18 protein-coding genes, 1 tRNA gene and 1 riboswitch are annotated in these 24676 nt (G+C 40.7%); of the genes, 10 read left to right on the forward strand and 9 right to left on the reverse strand.

Annotated features, from left to right (window positions below):
- Positions 1–33: 33 nt before the first annotated feature.
- From HXT25_RS05700 to HXT25_RS05720, 5 genes are all read right to left on the reverse strand, one after another.
- The gene (locus tag HXT25_RS05700) at positions 34–573 is read right to left on the reverse strand and encodes a peptidylprolyl isomerase (RefSeq protein ID WP_020760232.1); all 540 of its coding nucleotides are present in this window, start codon (positions 571–573) and stop codon (positions 34–36) included.
- A gap of 148 nt (positions 574–721) precedes the next feature.
- A complete protein-coding gene (gene thiC, locus HXT25_RS05705; protein WP_422118792.1) occupies positions 722–3367 on the reverse strand; it encodes a phosphomethylpyrimidine synthase ThiC in 2646 nt (881 codons plus the stop codon).
- Positions 3364–3470, reverse strand: a riboswitch (TPP riboswitch). Its footprint overlaps the gene before it by 4 nt.
- 174 nt (positions 3471–3644) lie before the next feature.
- Positions 3645–4325 carry a methionine ABC transporter permease gene (locus HXT25_RS05710; RefSeq protein WP_410309924.1) on the reverse strand — a complete coding sequence of 227 codons (681 nt, stop codon included), beginning with the start codon at positions 4323–4325 and terminating at the stop codon, positions 3645–3647.
- A gap of 2 nt (positions 4326–4327) precedes the next feature.
- Positions 4328–5152 (reverse strand): methionine ABC transporter ATP-binding protein, encoded by an 825-nt coding sequence (locus HXT25_RS05715; RefSeq protein WP_410309925.1) that lies wholly within the window; start codon positions 5150–5152, stop codon positions 4328–4330.
- Positions 5153–5256: 104 nt separating this feature from the next.
- Positions 5257–6105, reverse strand: a complete 849-nt coding sequence (locus HXT25_RS05720) for a MetQ/NlpA family ABC transporter substrate-binding protein (protein WP_004125099.1) — start codon at positions 6103–6105, stop codon at positions 5257–5259.
- A gap of 310 nt (positions 6106–6415) precedes the next feature.
- Between HXT25_RS05720 and HXT25_RS05725 the strand changes: the two genes are divergently transcribed.
- The 10 genes from HXT25_RS05725 to HXT25_RS05770 all read left to right on the forward strand — a co-directional run bounded on the left by HXT25_RS05725 (position 6416) and on the right by HXT25_RS05770 (position 18303).
- Positions 6416–8113: an NAD+ synthase gene (locus HXT25_RS05725; RefSeq protein WP_422118841.1), complete on the forward strand. Its 1698-nt coding sequence runs from the start codon at positions 6416–6418 to the stop codon at positions 8111–8113.
- A gap of 241 nt (positions 8114–8354) precedes the next feature.
- Entirely contained in the window at positions 8355–10730 is a 2376-nt protein-coding gene (gene pflB / locus HXT25_RS05730; RefSeq protein ID WP_004112605.1) for a formate C-acetyltransferase, read from the forward strand.
- A 121-nt stretch (positions 10731–10851) separates the two neighbouring features.
- Entirely contained in the window at positions 10852–11733 is an 882-nt protein-coding gene (pflA, locus tag HXT25_RS05735; protein ID WP_004112608.1) for a pyruvate formate-lyase-activating protein, read from the forward strand.
- 99 nt (positions 11734–11832) lie between these two features.
- Positions 11833–12204, forward strand: a complete 372-nt coding sequence (locus HXT25_RS05740; RefSeq protein ID WP_004115434.1) for a hypothetical protein — start codon at positions 11833–11835, stop codon at positions 12202–12204.
- A gap of 193 nt (positions 12205–12397) precedes the next feature.
- On the forward strand, positions 12398–13771 hold the full coding sequence (locus HXT25_RS05745; protein ID WP_032837391.1) for an HRDC domain-containing protein: 1374 nt from the start codon (positions 12398–12400) through the stop codon (positions 13769–13771).
- Positions 13772–13823: 52 nt separating this feature from the next.
- Positions 13824–15182, forward strand: a complete 1359-nt coding sequence (tig, locus tag HXT25_RS05750) for a trigger factor (RefSeq protein WP_004115416.1) — start codon at positions 13824–13826, stop codon at positions 15180–15182.
- 122 nt (positions 15183–15304) lie between these two features.
- A complete protein-coding gene (locus tag HXT25_RS05755; protein WP_246979123.1) occupies positions 15305–16768 on the forward strand; it encodes a chloride channel protein in 1464 nt (487 codons plus the stop codon).
- 35 nt (positions 16769–16803) lie between these two features.
- Positions 16804–17415 carry an ATP-dependent Clp protease proteolytic subunit gene (locus HXT25_RS05760; RefSeq protein WP_004112615.1) on the forward strand — a complete coding sequence of 204 codons (612 nt, stop codon included), beginning with the start codon at positions 16804–16806 and terminating at the stop codon, positions 17413–17415.
- 6 nt (positions 17416–17421) lie between these two features.
- The gene (locus tag HXT25_RS05765) at positions 17422–18090 is read left to right on the forward strand and encodes an ATP-dependent Clp protease proteolytic subunit (RefSeq protein WP_004112616.1); all 669 of its coding nucleotides are present in this window, start codon (positions 17422–17424) and stop codon (positions 18088–18090) included.
- Between the two features lie 139 nt (positions 18091–18229).
- Positions 18230–18303, forward strand: a tRNA-Arg gene (locus HXT25_RS05770).
- A 151-nt stretch (positions 18304–18454) separates the two neighbouring features.
- On the opposite strand, the gene HXT25_RS05775 is transcribed toward HXT25_RS05770, so the two are convergent.
- The 4 genes from HXT25_RS05775 to HXT25_RS05790 form a co-directional block, all read right to left on the reverse strand.
- The gene (locus HXT25_RS05775; RefSeq protein ID WP_004112617.1) at positions 18455–18736 is read right to left on the reverse strand and encodes an HU family DNA-binding protein; all 282 of its coding nucleotides are present in this window, start codon (positions 18734–18736) and stop codon (positions 18455–18457) included.
- A gap of 289 nt (positions 18737–19025) precedes the next feature.
- Entirely contained in the window at positions 19026–21461 is a 2436-nt protein-coding gene (locus HXT25_RS05780; RefSeq protein WP_422118793.1) for a lysylphosphatidylglycerol synthase transmembrane domain-containing protein, read from the reverse strand.
- A 29-nt stretch (positions 21462–21490) separates the two neighbouring features.
- Positions 21491–22933 carry an adenylosuccinate lyase gene (gene purB / locus HXT25_RS05785; protein WP_422118794.1) on the reverse strand — a complete coding sequence of 481 codons (1443 nt, stop codon included), beginning with the start codon at positions 22931–22933 and terminating at the stop codon, positions 21491–21493.
- 69 nt (positions 22934–23002) lie between these two features.
- A complete protein-coding gene (locus HXT25_RS05790; RefSeq protein ID WP_180979804.1) occupies positions 23003–24673 on the reverse strand; it encodes an esterase/lipase family protein in 1671 nt (556 codons plus the stop codon).
- Between the last annotated feature and the right edge of the window lie 3 nt (positions 24674–24676).

A 24676-nucleotide genomic window follows, 5' to 3' on the forward strand; every position in this document is an offset into this window, starting at 1 on the left:
TATATTATTTATGCTTTATTTTAATTAATGTTATTACTTAATAACCTCAATAGATATAATTCCAACTGGCTCTAGTGGGGCATCAGACCTATCTGTTGGAACAGATTCGAGCTTATCTACAACAGCTTTAGATTCATCATCCACGACTTCTCCAAAAATGGTGTGATGACCATCAAGCCAAGGAGTTGGCACGGTAGTTATAAAGAACTGAGATCCATTCGTGCCGTGTAAGCGTCCGTCTCGTCCGCGCTGTTTTCCAGCATTTGCCATTGCAAGAAGATACGGTTTATCAAACTTTAAGGATGGGTCAATCTCATCGTCAAATTCGTAGCCAGGACCACCCATTCCGTTTCCAAGAGGGCATCCGCCTTGAATCATAAAGTCTTTGATAATACGATGGAATGTTAAGCCGTCATAGAATGGTTCGCTGGATTTTTCTCCCGTAAAAGGATTCATCCACTCTTTTGAGCCAGTTGCCAAGTCAACGAAATTTTTTACTGTAATAGGCGCTTTATCGTCAAAAAGATTAATCTTTATATCGCCTTCGGACGTATGCATATTGATAAGTGTCATAATGCGATTTTCCCATATATTAAAGACTGTTCAAAACTGTTGCAAATAAAACTGTTGCAAATAAAAAATAAGGCGAGTTAATGCAAGATTAATCCTACTCAAACTCGCCTTATTTTCGTAATATCAAAGCTTTAAAAACATAGATACTCTACGCTTTAGCGCTTTGATACAACGTTGAACCAGATTCCTGGAACTTTTTACTCATCTCTTTCATACCCTCGGCAATAGCCTGACTGCGGGCTTCTTCAACAAGTTGTTCTTGTTGAGCTGTGCCACCGAAACGCTTACGAATATTCTGAGAAATAGCCATTGAGCAGAATTTTGGTCCACACATGGAACAGAAGTGAGCCATTTTTGCTGGCTCTGCTGGAAGCGTTTCGTCATGGAAAGCGATAGCGGTATCTGGATCGTAGCTTAAATTAAACTGATCCAGCCAGCGAAACTCGAAACGAGCCTTGCTTATAGCGTTATCTCTATCCATGGCATGCGGATGATGCTTAGCAAGATCCGCAGCGTGACAAGCAATTTTATAAGCAATAACACCTTGTTTAACGTCGTCCTTATTAGGAAGTCCTAAATGCTCTTTAGGAGTGACGTAGCAAAGCATTGCCGTGCCATAACGAGCGATTTCAACGCCGCCGATAGCGGAAGTAATGTGATCATATCCTGGTGCAGTATCGGTTGTTAAAGGACCAAGAGTATAGAATGGAGCATTCTGACAAATTGCTTTTTCCATTTCAATATTCATGCGTACCGTATCAAATGGTACGTGTCCTGGGCCTTCAATCATAACCTGAACATCGTGTTGCCAAGCAATCTTAGTAAGCTCACCAAGCGTCATAAGCTCGGAAAGCTGAGCAGCATCGTTTGCATCAGCCAAGCTTCCTGGTCGTAAACCATCTCCCAAAGAGAATGCGACATCGTACTTGGCAAAAATCTCACATAATTCTTCGAAGTGAGTGTATAAGAAGCTTTCTTGATGGTGTTGCAAGCACCATTCAGCCATAATGGAACCGCCTCGAGAAACAATACCAGTTACGCGGTTTGCAGTAAGAGGCACGTAGCGAAGAAGTACGCCTGCGTGAATAGTCATGTAGTCAACGCCTTGCTCGCACTGTTCAATAACAGTGTCGCGGAAAAGCTCCCAGCTGAGCTTAGAAGCATCATCCTCAACTTTTTCCAAAGCTTGATACATTGGCACGGTACCAATCGGAACAGGGGAGTTACGCAAAATCCACTCGCGAGTTGTGTGAATATCGTTACCTGTGGAAAGATCCATAACGGTATCTGCACCCCATTTAGTAGCCCACGTAAGTTTTTCTACTTCTTCGTCAATAGAAGATGTTACAGCAGAATTACCCATGTTTGCGTTTAGCTTAGTTAAGAAGCGAGAACCAATAATCATAGGTTCTGCTTCAGGGTGGTTGATATTGCAAGGAATAACAGCGCGACCAGCTGCAACTTCAGAGCGAACAAGTTCCACATCGCAGTTTTCACGAGTTGCAACATATTGCATTTCTGGAGTTACAATATTATGCCTTGCATACCACATCTGTGTAATAGGATGATTTACAGCCTTCATCGGCTTATGAGTGCGACCACGCCATTCTTTAGAAGCTTTTCCTCGCTTAATAGCTCGCTTACCGTCATCTTGAAGATTTCGACTACGACCTTCATATTCAACAACATCGCCACGATCTCTAATCCAATCAAGACGAAGAGGAGCCAAGCCCTCCTTAGGATCGCACTTAGGACCTTCTGTGTTGTAATCCTTAAATGGTGGGTTAGGGCCAACGCCTGGAGTATCAGAAAGCTTAATTTCTGTATAAGGAACTTCCAAATCGTAAGAACCATATTCATATTCAAAGTGAACTGGCGTAGTTTTACGAATATGAGCTTTGTCCCTCTGAGTACATCCGCGAGAAGTAATATCAACGCGCTGTTGCTTTGCTAATTTTGCAGCATCTTTTGCTTCTTTAGCATTAATGAACTTTGGCGTATTGTTAGCTTTCTCATCAGCTTTTTCCTGAATTATAACGCGTTTTGCATAACCGTGCTTTTGATTGCCGCGAATTTGCGTAAAGCGTTCCACGAATTCACTCATTGTGGATTCTGGTGTTTCGCTTGCGTACAATGCTTCAGATACAAACAATCCTGCAGCCTTACTGCGAGCAATCATTTCAACATCTTCTAAAGATGTTCTTCCTCCAACAAGTACTGGAAAATTGCTTGCTGAGCAAATAGTATTAATCTTTGCTTCATCTAAAATAGTGTGATTTGGTTCTAATTCGTAAGTTGGAGTAGTGTTTTCGCAACCATCTTCTGGATTATGCATTGCTGTTACACAAATATAATCAATGCAGCCGTCAGGAAGTTCATTAATAATCTTAACAAGACTTTCTGTTTCAACAGATAAGCCGATTATTGTGTCTTCTCCTAAAAGTGCTCGTGCTTCTTTTGGTTCCATGTCGCTTTGTGCAAGATGAACTCCATCGACTTTAATTCCTTGATTTCTTGCTTGCCAGACAACGTCAACTCTTCCGTCTATTACGAAAGTTACTGAATCACATTTATCGTTATCTTCTATGATTTGTGCAATATCTCGTGCGATTGATGTGATTTCTTTTGCGCTTTCATCCGCACAATTAAGCCTTATAAATGTTGATCCTGCGCGTAAAGAGTCGTCAACTATATCCGTGAGTGCGCGACTTTTGCATAGTTTAGGATCTGCAATAAAACATGTGTTTAGGTTGAACTGGTCACGCATTGATGCGTATGGATAGTTTGAGGTCATACTTAATCGTTGCTCCCTACGTTGTATTAACTAACAGGTTCGAAGGGTCAGGTTTTCGCCTATCTCAGCCTTCTTTAAAAAGAAAGCACCCCTGCAAAATGTTGTGACGCAGACATTCTACATTATTTAGTAGCTTTTTAATAAATCGTAGGCATGTTGAATGGTTGATCATTTGATAAATAGAAAATCCTAGAAGCGATTAATAGATTTTACTGTATCTTACGCTACTAGGATTTTATTTGTGACTTTTTTATTTGTGACTTTTTATTGAATATTATCAACGTTCATGATGGTTGATTTTATTGGATATTAAATCTCCAACAGTTTGTACTACTTGCACAAGAAGAATACAGAAAATAACAGCAACACTCATAACATCGTATTGGTAACGCTGATATCCGTAGCGAATTGCAATATCTCCTAGACCGCCTGCGCCAACAGTTCCAGCCATTGCAGAGAATCCAAAAAGTGTAATGAAAGTCAATGCCGCTCCACGAATTAATGAAGGCAAGCTTTCAAAAAGCAATACTTTGAATACTATTTGCGTATTGCTTGCGCCAAAACTTTGTGCAGCTTCTATAAGACTTCCATCAACTTCTGCAAGAGATTGCTCAACAATTCGTGCTACGAATGGTGCAGCTGTTAGAACAAGAGGAACAATAGCACCAGAAACGCCCAAAGACGTTCCAACAATAAGCCTAGTGAGTGGAATTATTGCAACAAGTAGGATTATAAACGGTATTGAGCGAACAATATTTACAATCCAACCTAAAACCGCATTCAAACATGAATTAGGGCGTATTCCTTGTTTTGCGCTTGTTATAAGAAGAACTCCTATTGGTAATCCTATTACGTATGCGAATAGTGTAGATATTGAAGTCATAGATATTGTATCTTTTGTGCCTTCAATAAGTAGTTCTCCATATTCGTCTATAAATTGTGAAATATTTTCTGGCATTTTTATTTCACCCCATTGTTTGTTGCGCTATTAGTGGTTATTCCATTTTCGGAATTACTATTATTGGATTTAGTTCCCCTATGGTTTTCAACATGTTCGTCTGCAATAAGCGTTTTTAAAATATTGCTTTGAGGATTTTTGAAAAGTGTTGAAGTGTCACCGATTTCTACGATTTTTCCGCCGTCAATCATAGCAACCCTATCGCAAATATTTCTTGCTACTGCTAACGAGTGAGTAATAATAACCAGTGTTACGTTAAGATCTCGGTTGATTCTTCTAAGCAAGTCAAGTATTTGTGCTGTAGTTGTTGAATCCAAGGCGCTTGTTGCTTCGTCACAAAGCATTATAGAAGGATTATTAGCAAGTGCTCTCGCTATTGCAACTCTTTGTTGTTGTCCGCCAGAAAGCTGAACAGGGTAGCGGTTTGCTAAATCTTTTAATCCAACTAAATCGAGTAAATACTTTGCTCGTTCTTCTCTTTTTTCTTTAGGAGTGTTGTTTAGTTCCAAAGGAAAAGTCACATTTTGTAATACAGTTCGCTGTTGAAAAAGACTAAAGTTTTGGAAAATCATTCCAATATTCGATCTTATTTTAGATAAATCTCTATTTTTGGCGTCCGTAATATCTTTTCCGTCTATTAGCACTCTTCCAGATGTTGGACGTTCTAACAAGTTTATGCATCTGACTAATGATGATTTTCCAGCTCCAGAAGATCCCAAAATACCAAACACTTCGCCTGATTCAATAGTTAAATTAATATCGTTAAGTGCTTCATGCGATTGCTTACCACTTGAGTAAGTTTTATAAAGATGCTCAATTTGAATCATATTATCTCTCACTGATTTTGAAAAACAAGCATGAGGCATGCGTCTCTATGCTTTTGTGAGGCACATGTCTCATACTTGTTTATGGTTAGAACACTGTAATCATCTTAGAAAACTGGCAAAACAGCGCCGTTGTAGTTTTTCTTTATAAAATCACGAACCGTATCTGTTTTTAACGCTTTTACAAGAGCCTTGATTTTAGCAAGCTTTTCGGAGCCCTTCTTAACAGCAATAATGTTTTCGTATGTTTTAGCGGCAACGCCTCCAACTTTTTCGCTTGTAAGAGGATCTTTAGTTGGGTTAAATCCAGCTTGAATAGCGTAGTTTCCGTTTAGAGCAGCTAAATCAACGTCTTTAACAACTGTTGGAACCAAAGCGGCGTCTATTTCCTTAAACTTTAGATTCTTTGGATTAGAAACAATATCTTTCTTTGTTGCATTAACATCCTTTGGATTCTTTAGCTTAAGAAGACCTGCGTCCTGCAAAAGAAGAAGTGCGCGAGCTTCGTTGGTTGGGTCGCTAGGAACCGCAACTGTTGCGCCATCTTTTAAGTCTTTAATTGTCTTAGTCTTTCCTGGGTAAAGTCCAAATGGTTCAAAGTGGATTCCAGCAATAGAAATAATATGCGTTCCTCTTTCTTTATTAAAGTTATCTAAGTATGGCAAATGCTGATGGTAGTTTGCGTCTGCTTCGCCTTCTTCTACAGCAGTATTTGGTTGCACGTAGTCAGTAAATTCCTTAACAACCAACTTATAGCCTTGTTTTTGCAAAATTGGCTTAACTACTTTGTTCAAGATATCGCTGTGAGGAGTTGGGGAAGCTGCAACCTTAATCACCTTATCGTCTTTAGTTGCTCCATTTGCAGAAGATCCGCATGCGCTTAGTGAAAGCCCCAAAATCGCAGTTAGTGCTGTAAAAGCTGCAATAATCTTTGTGTTCTTCTTTGTGATTTTCATATTTTTCCCCTTGTCCTTTAATGTTTTTTGTTCGTTGATTTTTTGTTTCTTAGCAACGGAATATCAATATATGCGATTTTGTATCTTCTTCGCTACCTATTTTCTATTTGTATAATTTATGACGAGTTAGCAATACTAATGAAATCAGGCAGATAGGTGACAATTAATTTTTTATACTTGCGATTGATTTTTTGTTTTTTCGCTTGTTTTTTTATGATTGGCGTTTTGCGATTTTTCTGTTTAATGGATGCTTTTATTGCAATATGACTTTATACAATGCGGCTTATGCAACATGGATTATAATAAAAACATGACTTCTTTGCGTTTAGCTTTAGCTCAAATTGACACTTGCGTTGGAAACATAAGCAAAAATACGGATGAAATATTGCGATTTTGCAAAGACGCAAGTAAGGGAGACGCCGATATTGTTGTGTTTCCAGAAATGACACTAACAGGGTATCCAATCGAAGACCTTGCTTTGCGTGCAACATTTAGAAAAGCAGCTAGCGACGCTGCTTACAGTCTTGCAAAAAGCTTAAAAGATAGCGGATTAGGTGACTTATACGTTGTTGTTGGAACAGTTGGTGTAGACGATGAATTAGGTAAGCCAAGAAATCGTTTACTTGTTATTCATGATGGAAAAGTGGAGCTTGTTTATGACAAGCATTTTTTGCCAAATTATGGCGTTTTTGACGAATTTAGAATTTTCTCGTCTGGAAATGATTGCGGAATTCTAAACGTTAAAGGCGCAAAATTAGGATTTGCGATTTGCGAAGACATCTGGCAAGATGGCGGCCCAGTTGCGCGTCTTTCTAAAGAGGGGATTGATGTTTTAGTAACAATCAACGGTTCTCCGTACGAAGAAGGCAAAACAGATATTCGCTTAAAGCTGGCGCAAAAGCGTGCAAAAGAGGTTAATGCTCCTCTTGTTTACGTAAATCAAGTTGGTGCTCAAGATGATCTTGTTTTTGATGGCGGCAGTTTTGTAGTAAACGCAGATGGATCCCTGATCGAGCGTTCTAAAATGTTTGATCAAGACTTAAGTTTTGTTGATTTTAATACAGATTTAGATGCACAAAAATGCTCAACGATTGCTCAAAAATTAGACCCAGACGAAGAAGTTTATTGCGCATGTGTATTGGGACTTAGAGATTACATGCGCAAAAACGGATTTAAGGGCGTTTGCTTAGGACTTTCTGGCGGAATTGACTCGGCTCTAGTTGCAACTATGGCGGCAGATGCTTGCGGTGGACAAAACGTTTGGGGAATCTCAATGCCAAGCATGTATTCTTCGCTTGGTTCTAAAGACGACGCTTGCGATTTAGCTAAGCGACTTGGAGCACACTACGATATTCAGCCCATTGAGCCACTTTTTAAGTCATTCCAAAATCAGCTTGATTTACAAGGCGTTGCTGCAGAAAATTTGCAAGCGCGAGTTAGAGGCGTGATTGTTATGGCGTACTCTAATTCAAAAGGTTTGCTGGCTTTAGCTACTGGCAATAAGTCGGAGCTTGCATGCGGTTATTCTACGATTTATGGAGATGCGGTAGGAGGGTATGCTCCTATTAAAGATTTGTTTAAGACTCGCGTTTGGGCGCTTTCTAGATGGCGAAATCGTGCTGCTCAAAATGGAGTAGGTCTTGGAATGTTGCCTATTGCTGGTAGTGAAGATTTTCCTAAAGACAATGCTCCAAAAGATGGCATTCTTATACCTGTAAACTCGATTATTAAGCCTCCAAGTGCAGAGCTAAGACCAGGGCAAAAGGATTCTGATTCTTTGCCGGAATACGATTTGCTAGATAAAGTGTTGGAAGCTCATATTGAGCTTGCTCACGGGCGAGCGGATTTGCTTGCAGATGGTTTTGATGAGCGCACAGTTGATACAGTTATTAGGCTTGTAGACCGCGCAGAATGGAAGCGTAGGCAGTATCCGTTAGGGCCAAAAGTTAGTGCGATTGCGTTTGGAAGAGATAGGCGAATTCCAGTAACAACCGCGTTTAGAGAGTAGACGAAATCTTGGATACGTCTTGGGAAAAGTCGCAAGCATCCGTTGATTAACTACATATTGCATATGCGCTAGTTTGAGTATTCAAACTAGCGTTTTTTACTAAATTGAATACATAAAAGCATAAAATGTGAGGTAACTCACTTTAAAATAGTAAAAAATCGACGTGTACTGTTTAAACATTGCTTTAACATAGTAGAGAAGACGGCGTGAAGAAGCGTCGTGGATACGAAAGGAGTCAAATATGGCATCAGTGGATGCATCCGTTCTCACCGAAGAGGATCTTCGTGCAAAAGCGTGGGATGGATTTACAAGCGGCAATTGGGAAAAAGATATTGACGTACGCGACTTTATTTTAAAGAACTACACCCCATACGAAGGCGACGAATCCTTCTTGGCGAATGCTACCGAGAAAACGAAGCATATGTGGAAGTATCTCGATGACAATTACTTGGCAGTTGAGCGTGAGCGCCGCGTATACGACGTTGAAACTCATATTCCAGCAGGCATTGACGCAATGCCAGCAGGCTACATTGAAAGCCCAGAAGTAGATAACGTAATCGTTGGTTTGCAAACTGACGAACCTTGCAAGCGCGCTATGATGCCAAACGGTGGTTGGCGAATGGTTGAGCAGGCTATTAAGGAAGCCGGCAAGGAAGTAGATCCAGAAATTAAGAAGATTTTCACCGTTTATCGCAAGACTCATAACGATGGCGTGTTTGGTGTTTACACCAAGAATATTAAGATTGCTCGCCACAATAAGATTTTGACTGGTTTGCCAGACGCTTATGGTCGTGGTCGTATTATCGGTGATTATCGTCGCGTGGCTCTTTACGGCGTAAATATGCTTATTGAGTTCAAGAAGCGCGATAAGGATTCGATTCCATACCGCAACGACTTTACTGAGACCGAGATTGAGCATTGGATTCGCTTCCGCGAAGAGCATGATGAGCAAATCAAGGCTTTGAAGCAGCTTATTAACCTGGGTAACGAGTATGGCTTGGATTTGAGCCGACCAGCTCAAACCGCTAAGGAAGCTGTTCAGTGGACTTACATGGGCTATCTTGCTTCTGTTAAGAGCCAGGATGGTGCTGCAATGAGCTTCGGTCGTGTTTCCGCATTCTTCGATTGCTACTTTGAGCGTGATTTGAAGGCTGGATTAATCAACGAAACCGATGCTCAGGAAATCATTGATGCTTTGGTTATGAAGCTTCGTATTGTTCGCTTCTTGCGTACTAAGGATTACGACGCAATCTTCTCTGGAGATCCATATTGGGCAACTTGGTCCGATGCTGGCTTCAGCGATGATGGTCGCACATTTGTTACTAAGACTTCGTTCCGTTTGCTCAACACTTTGACTCTTGAGCATCTTGGGCCGGGTCCTGAGCCAAACATCACTATTTTCTGGGATCCAAAGCTTCCAGAAGCCTACAAGCGTTTCTGCGCACAAATCTCTATCGACACTTCTGCAATTCAGTACGAGTCCGATAAAGATATTCGTGAGCACTGGGGCGATGACGCTGCTATTGCTTGCTGCGTTTCCCCAATGCGCGTTGGTAAGCAAATGCAGTTCTTCGCTGCACGCGTTAACTCCGCAAAGGCATTGCTTTACGCGATTAACGGTGGCCGCGATGAAATGACTGGCATGCAGGTTATTGATAAGGGTGTTATTGACCCAATCAAGCCAGAAGCCGACGGAACTCTTGACTACGAGAAGGTTAAGGCCAATTACGAGAAGGCTTTGGAATGGCTTTCCGAAACCTACATTGAGGCTTTGAACATCATCCACTACATGCATGATAAGTACGCGTACGAGTCCATTGAGATGGCTTTGCACGATAGGGAAGTCTATCGTACACTCGGCTGCGGTATGTCTGGCTTGTCTATTGCTGCAGATTCCTTGGCTGCTTTGAAGTATGCAAAGGTTTACCCAATTTACAACAAGGATGCTAAGACCACTGAAGGTCATGAGTATGAGTACATCGAAGGCGCAGAAGACGACTTAATCGTTGGCTACAAGACGGTTGGAGAGTTCCCAATCTACGGTAACGATGACGATCGTGCTGATGACTTGGCAAAGTGGGTTGTAAGCACTGTTATGGGTCAGGTAAAGCGTTTGCCTGTGTACCGTAATGCTGTTCCAACTCAGTCTATCTTGACTATTACTTCTAACGTTGAATACGGCAAGAACACTGGTTCCTTCCCATCTGGTCACAAGAAGGGTACTCCTTACGCTCCAGGCGCAAACCCAGAAAATGGTATGGATTCTCACGGTATGCTTCCATCCATGTTCTCCGTTGGCAAGATTGACTATGATGATGCTCTCGATGGTATTTCTTTGACCAACACCATTACGCCAGATGGTTTGGGAAGAGATGAAGACGAGCGTATAACGAATTTGGTTGGTATTTTGGACGCTGGCAACGGTCACGGCTTGTACCACGCAAACATCAACGTTTTGCGCAAGGAACAGCTTGAAGACGCTGTTGAGCACCCAGAAAAGTACCCACACCTTACGGTTCGCGTTTCTGGCTACGCAGTGAACTTCGTAAAGCTCACTAAGGAGCAGCAGCTCGACGTTATTTCTCGTACATTCCACCAGGGTTCAGTTACTGACTGATTCTGATTGATTGCGAATGCCGCCGGGAGTGAGTAGGTTTTGCTCCTGGCGGCTTTTAAAATAAACGTAGTTTTTAAAATCGAATAAATTAAACCAAAGACGGTTATAGGAGGGCATATAGATGGTTGAAAACACAGCATTTCGTACCACGACTCAGCACATGTTAAAGGAGTCAAAAGAGTATGCCCGACAAACTTTAATGGGTGGTCTTTCTGGTTTTGAATCTCCAATTGGATTAGACAGAAAAGACCGCTTAGTTGCTCTTAAAACTGGCGATATTGGATTTGTGCATTCTTGGGATATTAATACTTCTGTTGATGGCCCTGGCACTCGTATGACTGTTTTTATGAGCGGCTGCCCACTTCGCTGCCAATATTGCCAAAATCCAGATACTTGGAAAATGCGCGATGGCAAGCCAGTCTACTTAGATGCAATGATTAAAAAAGTAGACCGTTATCAAAGTCTTTTTAAGGCAACTGGTGGCGGAATCACATTTTCTGGCGGCGAATCCATGATGCAACCAGCTTTTGTATCTAGAGTATTTCGTGCAGCAAAAGAAATGGGCGTGCATACTTGCTTAGATACTTCGGGCTTTTTGAATCGCAATTATACAGACGAAATGATTGACGACATTGATCTTTGCTTGCTAGATGTTAAATCTGGTATTGAAGAAACGTATAAAAAAGTAACTGGCGGCTTGCTTCAGCCAACTATTGACTTTGGTCAGCGCTTAGCGAAGGCTGGTAAGAAGATTTGGGTGCGTTTTGTGCTCGTTCCAGGTCTTACAGACAGTGAAGAAAATGTTGAAAAAGTTGCTGAGATTTGCGATTCGTTTGGAGATGCTGTTGAGCATATTGACGTGCTTGGATTCCATCAACTAGGCCGTCCAAAGTGGCATGAGCTTAGGATTCCGTACCCACTTGAGAATCAAAAAGGACCTTCTAGAGCATTAAAAGAGCGAGTTGTAAATCAGTTCAAAGACCACGGTTTTGTAGTGTATTAGACTGAACCTCGATGCGTTTTAGGCAATCTTTGTGTATTGTATTTTTTTGAAGGATTTTGTATAATTATACAAATACCCTTTTTAGAGAAAGGATACGCAATGAAGCGCAGAATAGGTTGTTGGATTGCATTAGCTTTTGCATTAGCGTTAGCTATTTTTGCACGGTGTAACGATCAGTTTGGCTTTGGCACAGCGCTTATTATTTTAATTGTTTTGCCGATAATTTTGTTGCCGATAAATATCGTTGCGGCTTTCGATAAGAAACCTCTTATTGAAGTGCCGATAATATCTATTGCTATAACTATTGCTACGGAACTTGCCACTTTCCCAATAAGAGATTTAGGTTTACATGCTCTCTACGTTATCCCAACAGTTTTAGTTTCGGCAGTCGCATTTACTCTTACTAGATTCCTTAAAACTAAACTTGTTAAGCGCATAAATGGAGAAATAGTAAATAATAAAACAGATTGATTATCTAAATGATTATTTAATTGATTATTTATTTTGATTAGTCGTAGTTGTGTGCGAAAGTTGAAGCCGTGTTAAAAGATGCACAATCTATAACACGGCTTAAATATTTTTTACGGATATTTTGCAAAAAATTGCAAGGCAAGATGCAAAAAGCGTAAGACTTTGGCTAGAGCATGCAAATCGGGAGGCGTTCTTGAATAAGGAACCAAAGCTCTTAAAAGAGCCTAGAGAAGGAGTTCCAGAAGTCATTGATACGCTTGAAGCATATAAAGAATATTGTAATTTGTTAGCAGCAGGGTCGGGGCCTTTGGCTGCAGACGCAGAGCGCGCATCTGGTTTTAGATATGGTCACGAAGATTGGCTGATTCAGTTCAAACGCAAAGGTGCAGGAATTGGATTGCTGGACCCAATAGCTTTAGGAAAACTTGGCGTTGATTGGCATGAATTTAACAAGGCAGTAGGAGACGCGCCTTGGATTATTCACGATTCTATGCAAGATTTGCCAGGATTTTTCGATATTGGTTTGCGTCCGCGTGCTTTATTTGATACAGAAATCGCAGCTAAATTGCTTGGTAGAAAGCGATTTGGATTAAGCTCTGTAACTGAATATTATTTGGGGCTTACTCTTGCAAAAGAACATTCTGCAGCGGATTGGTCATATAGACCTCTTCCTAGAGATTGGCGAAATTACGCGGCTTTAGACGTTGAATTGCTAATCGAATTAGAAGAAGTAATGAGTGGCGAGTTAAAAAAGCAAGGCAAGCTTTTATGGGCAAATCAAGAGTTTTCACACTTATTAAGTAAAGGTGCTCAAAAGAAGTCTCCTCACCCAAATCCTTGGCTTAGAATATCTCATATAAGCGTTCTTATGCACGATAAAGTCGGCTTAATGATTGCAAAAGAGCTTTGGCAAAAGCGAGATGAGCTTGCTTGTCAATACGATATTGCGCCAACTCTATTGCTTTCGGATGCTGCGATTATTGAAGCAGGAAAGCGAAAACCAAGTAATTCTAGGGAGTTTCGCTCAATTCGCATTCTTAACGAACGCGTTAGGATTCACACGGGCAGCGAGCAAGACAAGATGTTTGAACGTTATGCTCCGATTCAGCGCAAAATCAAGCCAAATGTGTGGAAAGTTGTTATAGAAGACGCGATTAGTCGCGCTAAAAGTGGGGAAGTTGCTATTGTTTCTAAGCTTGATGATTCAAGTAGTAAATATGGCAATTACAACGATTCTGGCGATTCTGACAATTCTGCGGATGCTGGCGATTCTGCGGATTCTAGCGACGCACAAGAATCGCAAGCAGCTCCACGATCTATGAAGTATTGGCGTGATCATCATCCCAAAAGATATGAGCGCTTACAAAATGTAAAGCAGTCTTTAATCAAGATTGCAGAAGATACGCATACTCCTACAGAAATCATTATTAAACCGCAAATTATTCGCAATCTTTGTTGGCAAGATAATATTGAGCATATTAACGTTAAGGAGTTTCTTGTAGAGCAGGGCGCAAGAACGTGGCAAAGCGATTTAATTGCAGAGTCCGTAACTCGCGCTATTATGTAACGGTTGTGCCATATGGCAGAAGCTAGAAAACGTAATTTCAGGAGCATGAAGCGTGAAAATCAGCGTCAGGAATCTTGAGCCAACTAAGGTTAAGCTCACCATTACCGCAGATCTCGAAGATTTTGAGCCATTTATGGATCAGGCTCGTAAAGAGATCGCAAAGCAAATCAACGTGCCAGGTTTCCGTAAGGGACACGTACCAGGCAAGATTGTCGATCAGCGAGTTGGCTTCGGAGCTGTTGCCGGTGAAGCTGTAAATTCTGCTGTTCCAGAGCTTTATTCTAAGGCTTTGGAAGAAAAGAAGATTCGCCCAATGGATCAGCCAGAATTTGATGTTCAGGAAGTCCCAGAATCTGCTAAAGACGAGGTTAAGCTTAAGTTTGTTGCAACTGTTGAGCGTCGTCCAGAGTTCAAGCTTAACAAGTTCAAGGGTGTAGAAATCGAAGTAGAAAAGCCAGAAGTTACAGACGATGATGTTAATGCTCGTCTTGAGGCTTTGCGTCAGCGCTTCGGTACTCTTGTTGGTGTTGATCGCCCAGCTAAGAAGGGTGATTTTGCTAACATTGATTTGGAAGCTCGAATCGACGATGAGGTTGCTGATTCTCAGAATGGCGTGAGCTATGAGCTTGGTTCCAACACCATGCTTGATGGTTTGGATGAAGCTTTGGAAGGTCTTTCCGCTGGCGAAGAGACCACTTTTGAAGGCACTCTTGAGGCTGGAAAGAACCAGGGTAAAAAAGCTCAGGTTAAGGTGAAGGTTAACTCTGTTAAGACTCAGGAATTGCCAGAGCTTAATGATGACTTCGCTCAGGAAGCTTCTGAGTTTGATACTTTCGAAGAGCTTAAAGCTGATGTTCGTAAGTCTTGCGAGCAGGCAAATGAGGGTCGTCAGGCTACTATGGCTCGCGATGCCTTTATTGCTAAGATTCAGGAAGAGGTTGAGATTCCTGTACCAAAGGGTGTTAAAGAAAAGGCTGTTGCTGAACATCTTAAGGGTATGACTCCAGATCCTGAAAAGGCTACTAAAGAGCAGAAGGAAGAAGCTGAGAAGGCTGCAGAAAAGGAGCTTCGTGACCAAATGGTTCTCGACGCTTTGGCAGAAAGCCTCGATGTTTCTGTTTCTCAAGCAGACGTTACAAACTTCTTGGTTTCTGTTGCTCAGCAGTACGGAATGGATCCAAGCCAGTTTATTAACGCTATTGTTCGTAATGGTCAGCTTGGTTCCGCTGTTCAGGAAGTTGCTCGTTCTAAGGGCTTGCTTGCTGGTATGCGTGCTGTGAAGTTCGTAGCTGGTGGAGAGGCTATAGACTTGAGTGCTTTCTTAACGGAAGAAGAGGAGCCAGAAGACGAAAGCGTTAAAGCTGCTTCCGCTGCTGCAGCTGTTGCTGATGAGCTTACCTCTGAAAAGTAAGTTAGTATCTTCTATTAGATTTTAATCTAAGACCTAGTGGAGTTTAGCTCCACTGGGTCTTACTTATATCTAATTAAATAATTACGATTATTATAGGAAAATCTTAAGAATTGCGAGACATTATGGATAATAGTGCTAAAACTAAGCATGAAGCTTGTTGCAGATTTTGCAGATTCGGTAAATCTTGCAAGTTATTTAGTTTTGCAATTCGTCTAGCGTGTTTTATTGCAGTCTCTGTTGCCCTTGGCGTTCTTATTGGCCTAGGAGCTACAGTTCTTACGCTTATTTTTTACGCTGTACAATACCTTGCTTTTGGCTCAATTGAATCTGCTAAAAACACTGTATTTTCAGCTCTTCCTTGGTATCGATACGTGCTACCTGGCACAATTGCTATGACTATTGCTGCACTGGCTTGGTATTTTTTGCGAAAAAGAGAAAATCCTCCTCGAATCGTTACTATTCCACAAGCCGTTAGTGGCAGTAGAATGCCAATTTTTTCTACTATTGCACATGTTTTATTGCAAATCGGCATTGTTGGCTCTGGAATTTCAATCGGAAGGGAAGTAGCTCCTAGAGAATTAGCTGCAATGATTGCTCAGCGTTGCAGCAGTATTTTTCATATGTCTGTTAAAACTCAGCGCATACTTGTTGCGTCTGCTGCAGGCGCTGGCTTGGCTGCAGTGTACCACGCGCCTTTAGCTGGCACCGTGCTTTCTTTAGGTTTGCTTAGTAAAACTCAAGGTTTTGGTTTTTATGCGTGGCTAAATCGCGAGAATGGCTCGCTAATAGATAATGCAGCTAAAAATATTGCGCGCTCGGAGCGTTTGCATTGCTTGCCTTTTGCTCTTGTTATGAATTATGTTGCTGCGTTTGTTGTTGAATTTTTATTGCATCATTCTAGATACTACAATATTTCGCAATTTTCTTGCGTGATTTCTTGGCAAATTTGCGTTTTAACTGTTGTTGTTGGTGCAGCGTGCGGCTTAGTTGGTTACGTTTTTCGCTTGGGTATTATTTGGTGTAGAACTCATGCTTTGCGTGGCATACAAATGCTGTGTTTTATGCCTGTAGCTGGCTTAGTTATTGGTGTTGCGGCTTGTTGGTTTCCGCATATTATGGGGAATGGTAGGTCGCTTTCTCAGCTTGCTTTTTCTGTAGCTAGTTTTCCGTATTTGGCAGAAAGTTCACATATTGTGACTATTTTATTGCTTCTTGCAATGATGAAAATGCTTGCGACTTTGTTGGTTTTGCGTTACGGTGCCTCTGGAGGCGTTTTGCAGCCGAGTATTTCGACTGGCGCTTGCTTTGGTGTGATTTTATACGCTATTTTTTCAACGTCTGCGCTTTCGCAAGTTTTTGACATTTCGCAAGTTTCTGCAATTTCTGTATCTATTATTGGCGCTGTTTCTTTACTTGCATCTTCCAGAAAAGCTCCAATTATGGCTTGGCTTTTAGTTGCTGAATTAGTAAATGCGCCGTTTGCATTACTTTTTCTTATGCTATTTGCTGCAATTGTGTCCAATTGCGTAGCTAATTGTGTTGAGCGATTTATTTCGCATTTTTTTGCGGTCACACGCACACGATAGTCTAGATATATTCAAAATGTTTGTAAGGAGATAAGGTGACTGAGCTGTTTACGGCTTCTCCCATTATGCAAGAAGGGGAGCCACAAAATCCAATGGATTCGATTTTTAATCAACTTTTAAAGGATCGTATTATTTGGCTTGGTTCTGAAGTCAAGGATGAAAATGCTAATATCATCTGTGCACAGATGCTTATGCTAGCTGCGCAAGATCCTAAAAAAGATATTTGGCTTTATATAAATTCGCCTGGAGGGTCTATTACGGCAGGAATGGCGATTTATGATACTATGCAGCTTATTGAGCCAGATGTGGCTACTATTGCTGTGGGAATGGCTGCTTCTATGGGTCAGTTCTTACTGAGTTCTGGTACTCCTGGTAAGCGTTTTATTACATCTCATGCACGTGTTCTTATGCACCAGCCTTCTGGTGGCGTTGGCGGTACTGCAACTGATGTGCGTATTAATGCTGAGTTAATTATGGATATGAAGAAGACTCTTTCTGAGCTTACTGCGCAGCAGACTGGTCATACAGTTGAAGAAATTTACCGTGACAATGAGTATGATCATTGGTTTACTGCGCAGCAGGCTTTGGAGTATGGTTTTGTGGATAAGATTGTCACCACTCCAGCTTCTATGCGTGGGGAGGAGTGATTTTATATGGCAAGTGAAGAAGCAAAGTTTGTTGCACGCGCCCAGCGCTTGGGTGGATTTGGTCAAACCAGTGGTGTGTTTACGAATCGTTATGTTTTGCCTCAATTTGGCGAGCAGACTCCTTATGGTATGAAAACTCAAGATCCGTACACTAAGCTTTTTGAAGATCGTATTATTTTCATGGGTGTACAAGTTGATGACACTTCTGCTGATGACATTATGGCTCAGCTCTTGGTTCTAGAAAGCATGGATCCAAATAGGGATGTAATGATGTACATTAACTCTCCAGGCGGTTCTATGACAGCTATGACGGCAATTTACGACACTATGCAGTATATTAAGCCAGATGTTCAAACGGTGTGTTTAGGGCAAGCTGCTTCGGCTGCTGCGATTTTGCTTGCAGCTGGTTCTGCTGGTAAGCGTATGATTCTGCCAAATGCTCGTGTTCTTATTCATCAGCCTGCTATGGGTCAGGATTTTGGTAAGGCTACTGAGATAGAGCTTCAGGCTAAGGAAATGTTGCGTTTGCGCGAATGGTTGGAATCCACTCTTGCAAAGCATACTGGTCAGGATATTGAGCGTATTCGTAAAGATATTGAGGTGGATACGATTCTTACAGCTCCTCAGGCTAAAGAATACGGTATGGTAGATGAAGTTCTTGAACATAGGTCTTAAGTAGTTTTTACTTTTTAGATTTTTATGTTTTAGCTGCAACCCTTGGCGACACGCCAAGGGTTGTGTTTTTGTGAATATGGTTGTATATTAGTCAAGTTGCCGAAAACAAGGGAACGATTTCCTAAGGCTTCGGAAACATGCGCCAGTAGCCCAACGGATTAGAGCATCTGACTACGGATCAGAAGGTTGCAGGTTCGAATCCTGTCTGGCGCACAGGTGGCGCGGTGATTTTCACCGCGTTTTTTTTTATTCTGTTTTCCGCTTAACGCATACAAAATCATATTAGGTATAAAAAAACGAGGAACAAATCCAAAATTGGGAGCGTTCCTCGTTTGCTTGTAAGTCTTACGCTTATCGTTTAAACCTACTCAGTAACTGCCTTCTTGAGCAAAGAACCAGCGGAGATTCTAACACCGTAAGATGCAGGAATCTTAATGGTTTCGCCAGTGCGTGGGTTGCGGCCAGTGCGCTCAGCGCGCTTTACACGCTCAGCGGAGAACAGGCCAGTGAGCTTCAAGCCTTCACCAGACTGCAAAGCCTCAACGAACACATCCTGGAATGCGTTGACAGCGGCCTCGGCCTGTGCCTTGGTAAGGTTGGACTTCTGAGCGATCTTCGAAACGAGATCAGACTTGTTGTATGCCATACAAGCATCCTTTGTGTTAGGGGCCTTCTCTTCCAAAGACCACTTTCACTCATAGATATTAATACATTTTCCCTACAAATGCGCGGTTTTTCGCCGTTTTTCCGAGATTTTTTTACGATTTTTTAGATTTTTTGCTTGATAAAATACTTTAAAATCGTAGAAATGCCTTATATAGGTTTATTTATACTATTATCAACTAAATAATCTTATATAATAAGAAAGTTGGTTTTTCAAGATTTTAAGCAGACCATACTAAGCTGTCTAGCTTTTTAAGCATAAGTTATATGGTCTAAACTAATCCGCGGTTACTAAGACTTTTCATAGCAAAAGCGCCTATTGGTATTCTTAGCCAGTAGAACATGAGTCTGTAAAGTAGGGTAGCAGATAATGCGATAGTCGGATGAATTCCAACTGAGGTAAAAGCAAAAGTAAGTGAAGCTTCAACAGCTCCCAATCCACCTGGTGTAGGAACAGCGGAACCAGCAGTATTGGCAACTAGGAACAGTAGCACTGTTTCCCAAGGGTTTGCATAGTAGCCGAAAGCAAGAAGAGCTACCCAATATCCCAGTCCTGTTGCAAAAACAAGAATAAGACCGCCTACAGTGCCTTTAATGAGCTGTTTAGGGCTACTTATTAGCTCTTTAATCTGTTTACCATAATCTGAAAGAATAGGAAGATATCTTTTACGTATAAATTTTCGAATAGGTGTAATAATCATAAAAGTGCATATGATTAGCGTTACTATTCCTATTACTGTTATGAGCATGTGTGTAGGAATCATTCCAGAAAGCACATTTTTACCAGTAAAAATGCCTACGCAGAACATAACTAAAGCTGTAACAAGTGCTTGTAAAAGCCAAACTGCACTTGTAATGGCTGTGGCTTGAGCAGCCGAATACCCATTCTTTTTTATAATTTGCATGTTCACAAAGGCTGGTCCTACGCCAGCTGGCATGGAAACAGCTGTAAACCCAGAAGCAGCTTGTGATGTAAACAGAACGCCAGCAGAAGGGCGTGAATCGTCCATAAAAGATCCAACTGTAATCGCAGAACCTACCCAAGCTAGCAAGCTGAATGCAAAGCATAATAGAACCATTAATGTATCCGCGCGTTTAAGAGCAGATACAATTTCTTGAGGATGCCACTGTGTTGCAATAGCAGCCAGAGCTGCAACAATAAGAATCAGCGTAACGAAGAATCTAATATTAAAACGGGCTAATCGCACTGTATCATAATCTTCGTTATCTGTGTGCTCGCATACCTTTTCACCTAGCTTAGTTTTAAGTTCTTCAAACAATTTCTTATTCCAAGACGTTAATGCTCTAGTTGATGAAGGAATAGCAGCTTTTTGCATAAAAGGCATTATTTGAGCTAGCTTATCTGCGCCCCAAGTATTCATAGCAGCGTCTATAGCGCTACTTGTATCAATGCATGTTGCGATTATTGATAACAGTTGTACTTTGTCTAAAGCAATATTGGTGTCGTCGCTAGCCACATCGCCATTTTGCCATCCTGCAATAACCGGAGTTCCATCTTCTAGCCTTGCAAGTGTTTCTGGGCTTATTCTTCTATGTGTTATTCCTCGATTGTTTGCAATATCGAGGTAGCGCATAAGTCTTTCCGCATCTTTAATTGTAAGCGTGTTTAAATTGCATGGCACAAGTACATTATCGGTGTGGAATACCATTATTGAAGATTTTCCACAATCTGTTACTCCATAAACGTTTGCTGTAGCTAAGTGCAAGCTCCTAAGAACAAGAAGCATTGAAAGATGATGATGTATGGAGTGTCTTGCAGAACGATCTCGTCTAACTGGTATATCTATTAGCTTAATCCATTGCCATAGCTGATTTAGATATCCTGGCAAGTGAACCTGATTATCTAGAACCGAAATCACGTATCTTGTTCCATGAATATCAATCGCATCGTATAGCCTTGAATTTTCAATCAGATCGTCATCAAGGCTAGATTTCAGAACACCATTATGGTCTGTAGTTAGTGTACGTCTGTTTAATTGAACAAGATGAGTAATTCCAATATTTTCTAATGCGTCAACTATATCTTTTCCCCAAGCACCTTTGCTGCGAGTGCCTTTAATAAATCTGATTATTGTACCTATAGCGCGACCAATACACCAAGATGTTAAAACACCTGTTAGTGAATGCCATGATGTGACTATTAGTATAGGTGAAGCAATTATTAATGCTTGCCAAGATATTCTTACGACTTTACTATCTCGTCTAGGTCCACTAACGGTTAAAAAAGCAACTATTACCGCGTATATGTCTGGCAATAATTCAGTACCGTGACTGCTGGAAATTGAGTTAAATGATGTAAATAGTGGAGCATTATTTAAAGCAGTGAGAAGATAAGAAATATACCATACTAGAGGATATGTTAATAGCAAGGTTAGTGTAGATATCGTTGTGTCAATCCAACGTCTTGCGTTAATCATAGAAATTACTACGCTAGCTACTATGGCGATTGTAATTGCTTGCTGGAAAAGAGAAGATGGTAATCCAGTTACAATCCACACAATAATTTTTCCAGCATTTTTTGCATCGTGCTCTACGCCTGCGGTTGTGCCAGAAAAACACATTGTAAACAGTACAACCGCAGTTCCTAGTGCAATAGATATAATCGCGTAAATCAAGTCAGCCCAATTACGAACTAATTTAGGCCTCGTGTCATTAATAACCAAATTTTCTTCTACTTGCGATTGCATAACCACACCGTTTATTTATTAAATAAAATTTATCGAATAAAATCAACCAGCCTAGATGCAATACCAGTATAAGATTCTGGTGTAAGAGCTTTTAACCTATTTGCTGTTTCTGTATCAAAGTTTCTAGAAGATATAAACTTTTCAACATTTTGTCTAGAAATACTATGACCGCGCATTAATTCTTTAACCTGCTCATATGGGCGTTCCATTCCTTCTACGCCAGCAATTTCTTGAGCTCTCATAGCAGTTTGGATTGGTTCTCCAAGAACTTCCCAGTTGCTGTTAAGCTCTTCGCTCATCATTTGCGTGTTTGGATGAATCGACTTTAAGCCTCCAAGAAGATTGTTTAAAGCAAGAAGAGCATAGCCGAATGCGGATCCAACGTTTCGTTGAGTAGTTGAATCTGTTAAGTCTCGCTGCCAACGGCTTTCGGTAAGAGTTGCGCAAAGAGTGTCGAAAAGTGCGCAAGAAATCTCAAGATTTGCTTCCGCGTTTTCGAATCGAATAGGATTCACTTTGTGAGGCATTGTGGAAGATCCTGTAGCTCCTTTAACTGGAACTTGTACAAAAACGCCGCGAGAAATGTACATCCACACGTCTACAGCAAGATTGTGAAGAATATGATTAATGTGACTTACTGTGCTATAAAGCTCTGCTTGCCAATCGTGGCTTTCGATTTGCGTTGTAAGAGGATTGAAACAAAGACCCATTCTATTTTCTACAAATTCTTTAGAAACGCTAAGCCAATCAACATTAGGGAAAGCAGCAAGATGAGCGCCAAAAGTTCCAGTAGCACCGTTTATTTTTCCAAGATATTCTTGGCAGCTAAGGTGTTTTAGCTGGCGATTTAGCCTGTAAACAAACACTGCAAGCTCTTTACCTAAAGTTGTAGGAGTGGCAGGCTGACCGTGAGTGAGCGATAGCATTGGCATATCTCTATACTCTTGTGCTTTTTGAGTTAAGTAATCGACAATAGCTTTCAAATTTGGCGTGTATACGTTTTCAACCGCATTTTTTACACACCTAGCTATAGAAAGATTGTTTATATCTTCACTCGTGCATGCAAAATGAACTAATGTTTTAAGATTGCTAAGCTGGGTTTTATGCCCTAATACTTGCTCTGCTTTGTCTAACTCGTCGTCAATGTAGTATTCAACAGCTTTAACGTCGTGATGTGTTATAGCTTCGTGAGCTGCATGGCGTTTTATTCCTTCTGCTCCAAAATTTTCTGGAATTGCACGCAAATAATCGCATTCTTCATCTGTTAAAGGATTTACGCCGTCTACAATGGTTTTGAATCCGTTTCCCTTGTATCCGTTTGCTAAAAGGATCATCCATTCAACCTCTACGCGCATGCGCTCGCGGTTTAAGGCTGGTTCGCTTAGAAATTCTACAAGATCAACAGTTTGATTGTGGTATCTTCCGTCTAGCGGAGTCAAAGCAATAGCAGGGCAAATATCAGTAAGCTTCATACTTTAAAGGTTACAGCATGGCATGAAACTACTAGGTGTTTTGAGCGGTTATTAGTTAATGGCGCATAGTTAATGGCTCATAATTCCTTGCCATAGTGTTGTTTCTTCTAATTCGTCACCTAATGTTTTTCTAAAATGCTCTTCTTGCATTCGTATCTCTTTAGATCCAAGTTGATGAGAGTCTTCATAAGCTGCTTTATGATAATTCAAATCATGCGTGAGCGTTCCTTCTTCTGGTACATTTTTCACTAAGATTCCATCTTTTTCAAAAAGTTTTTCATTCTTATAACTTTTAGTTCTGTATTGTTTATTGTTTTTCTTATTATTTTCTTTATTTTTGTTTTGCGATTTTATTCCATTTACAACAAGTGAATTGTATATTGCATTATGAGCTGTTTTAGGGGCGATTGTGCCATTGTGAGCAATAGCGCTTTTCTTGGCAGTTCCATGTATTGTAACCCAATTATTTCTATTTGGATTAGATGCGCCATCTAAGGTAGGAACTAGTTCGTCTTCCATTTCTATGCTTGTGACCCAAGTTTTATTTGGTATTGGATGGTTTGCTATTGGAGATCCAGCAGTTACTATGTGTTTTATGTTGTATTGTTTTGAGTAATCGCTAGCTATGCTTGCAGCTACAATTCCTCCTTGTGAATGTCCAACAAGAATAACTGAGTCTTTTGCTTTAATTCCGCTTTTTCTCATGGCTTCTATAACCATTCTTATGCTGTCTGCATTTTGTCTTACGTTTTTAGAACTACTCATAACTTCTGCGTTTTGTGGCCATCCAAAAGGAGATTTTGGTTTGCCATCTGTTCCAGGTATTGTAACAAGCCAAGATATGCTACCGTCTTTTTTCTTAAAGCGTTGTATTGCTATTGTTGCTGCATCTGCGTTTATTTTAGGCGGTTTTACGCCAAGGTTTCCATTTGAAAGATCTGTTAGATTTGCAAGAGCTTGACTAATATTGCTTCCTCTGTAATGCAATATTTTCGAATATTCTCTGTGAGGTAATCTAATTTTTGTTACTTTAAGACTATTCCCTTGGTTTGCATCGTTGATTTTTGCGCTAAACAAGCTTAATGCGCTTGCAAAAGTGGAAACTGGTGCTTTTGAATGTTTATTTGAATTTCTTTCTTGAATACTAGAAAAAAGACGAATAGGGATTCCTGTTACGGGGTTTATTAAAAAATGCTTAGAAAAGCCTCTAATAAAGCCTTGTTGAATTGGTGCAGTTTCATGACTCCATTTAGAAAAGTTTTTCATACCGCTTTTTTGAGTCATATCTAAAAGTATGCTAAATCCTACGCTTGCAAAGAATGGTACTGCTGTAATAGGAAAGATACTTGTACCAATCGATACAAGATTATCTAAGTTTTCTCTATTTTTGTATTCTGCGTTAGCATATAGATTATTTGCTCTGATTATTAGAGAAGATAATTCATCAAGTTTATTTGATAACGATTCGCATTGGCTTGATTTTATTCTGCATTCTGCAGGATCCAATAGCGGTTGTAAAGAATCGTCGTTAAAATAACCATTAAAATTTTTGTTATTTTCAGAGAAAACAGATGATTTTTGGCTTTCAATCTGCATCGCAGCTTGCATCCAGCTTGTGCTTAACGAGTGGAAATCGTTGGATAGTTCTTGTAATTTTGCGGATTTTGTTTTGTATTCGCTAGCATCAGCTACGCTAATGGTTTTCCCACCTGTTATTGTTGATTTAACTCTCCAAGGCATTAA

The organism is Gardnerella sp. DNF00476 (assembly GCF_049262735.1).
Classification (GTDB): domain Bacteria; phylum Actinomycetota; class Actinomycetes; order Actinomycetales; family Bifidobacteriaceae; genus Bifidobacterium; species Bifidobacterium vaginale.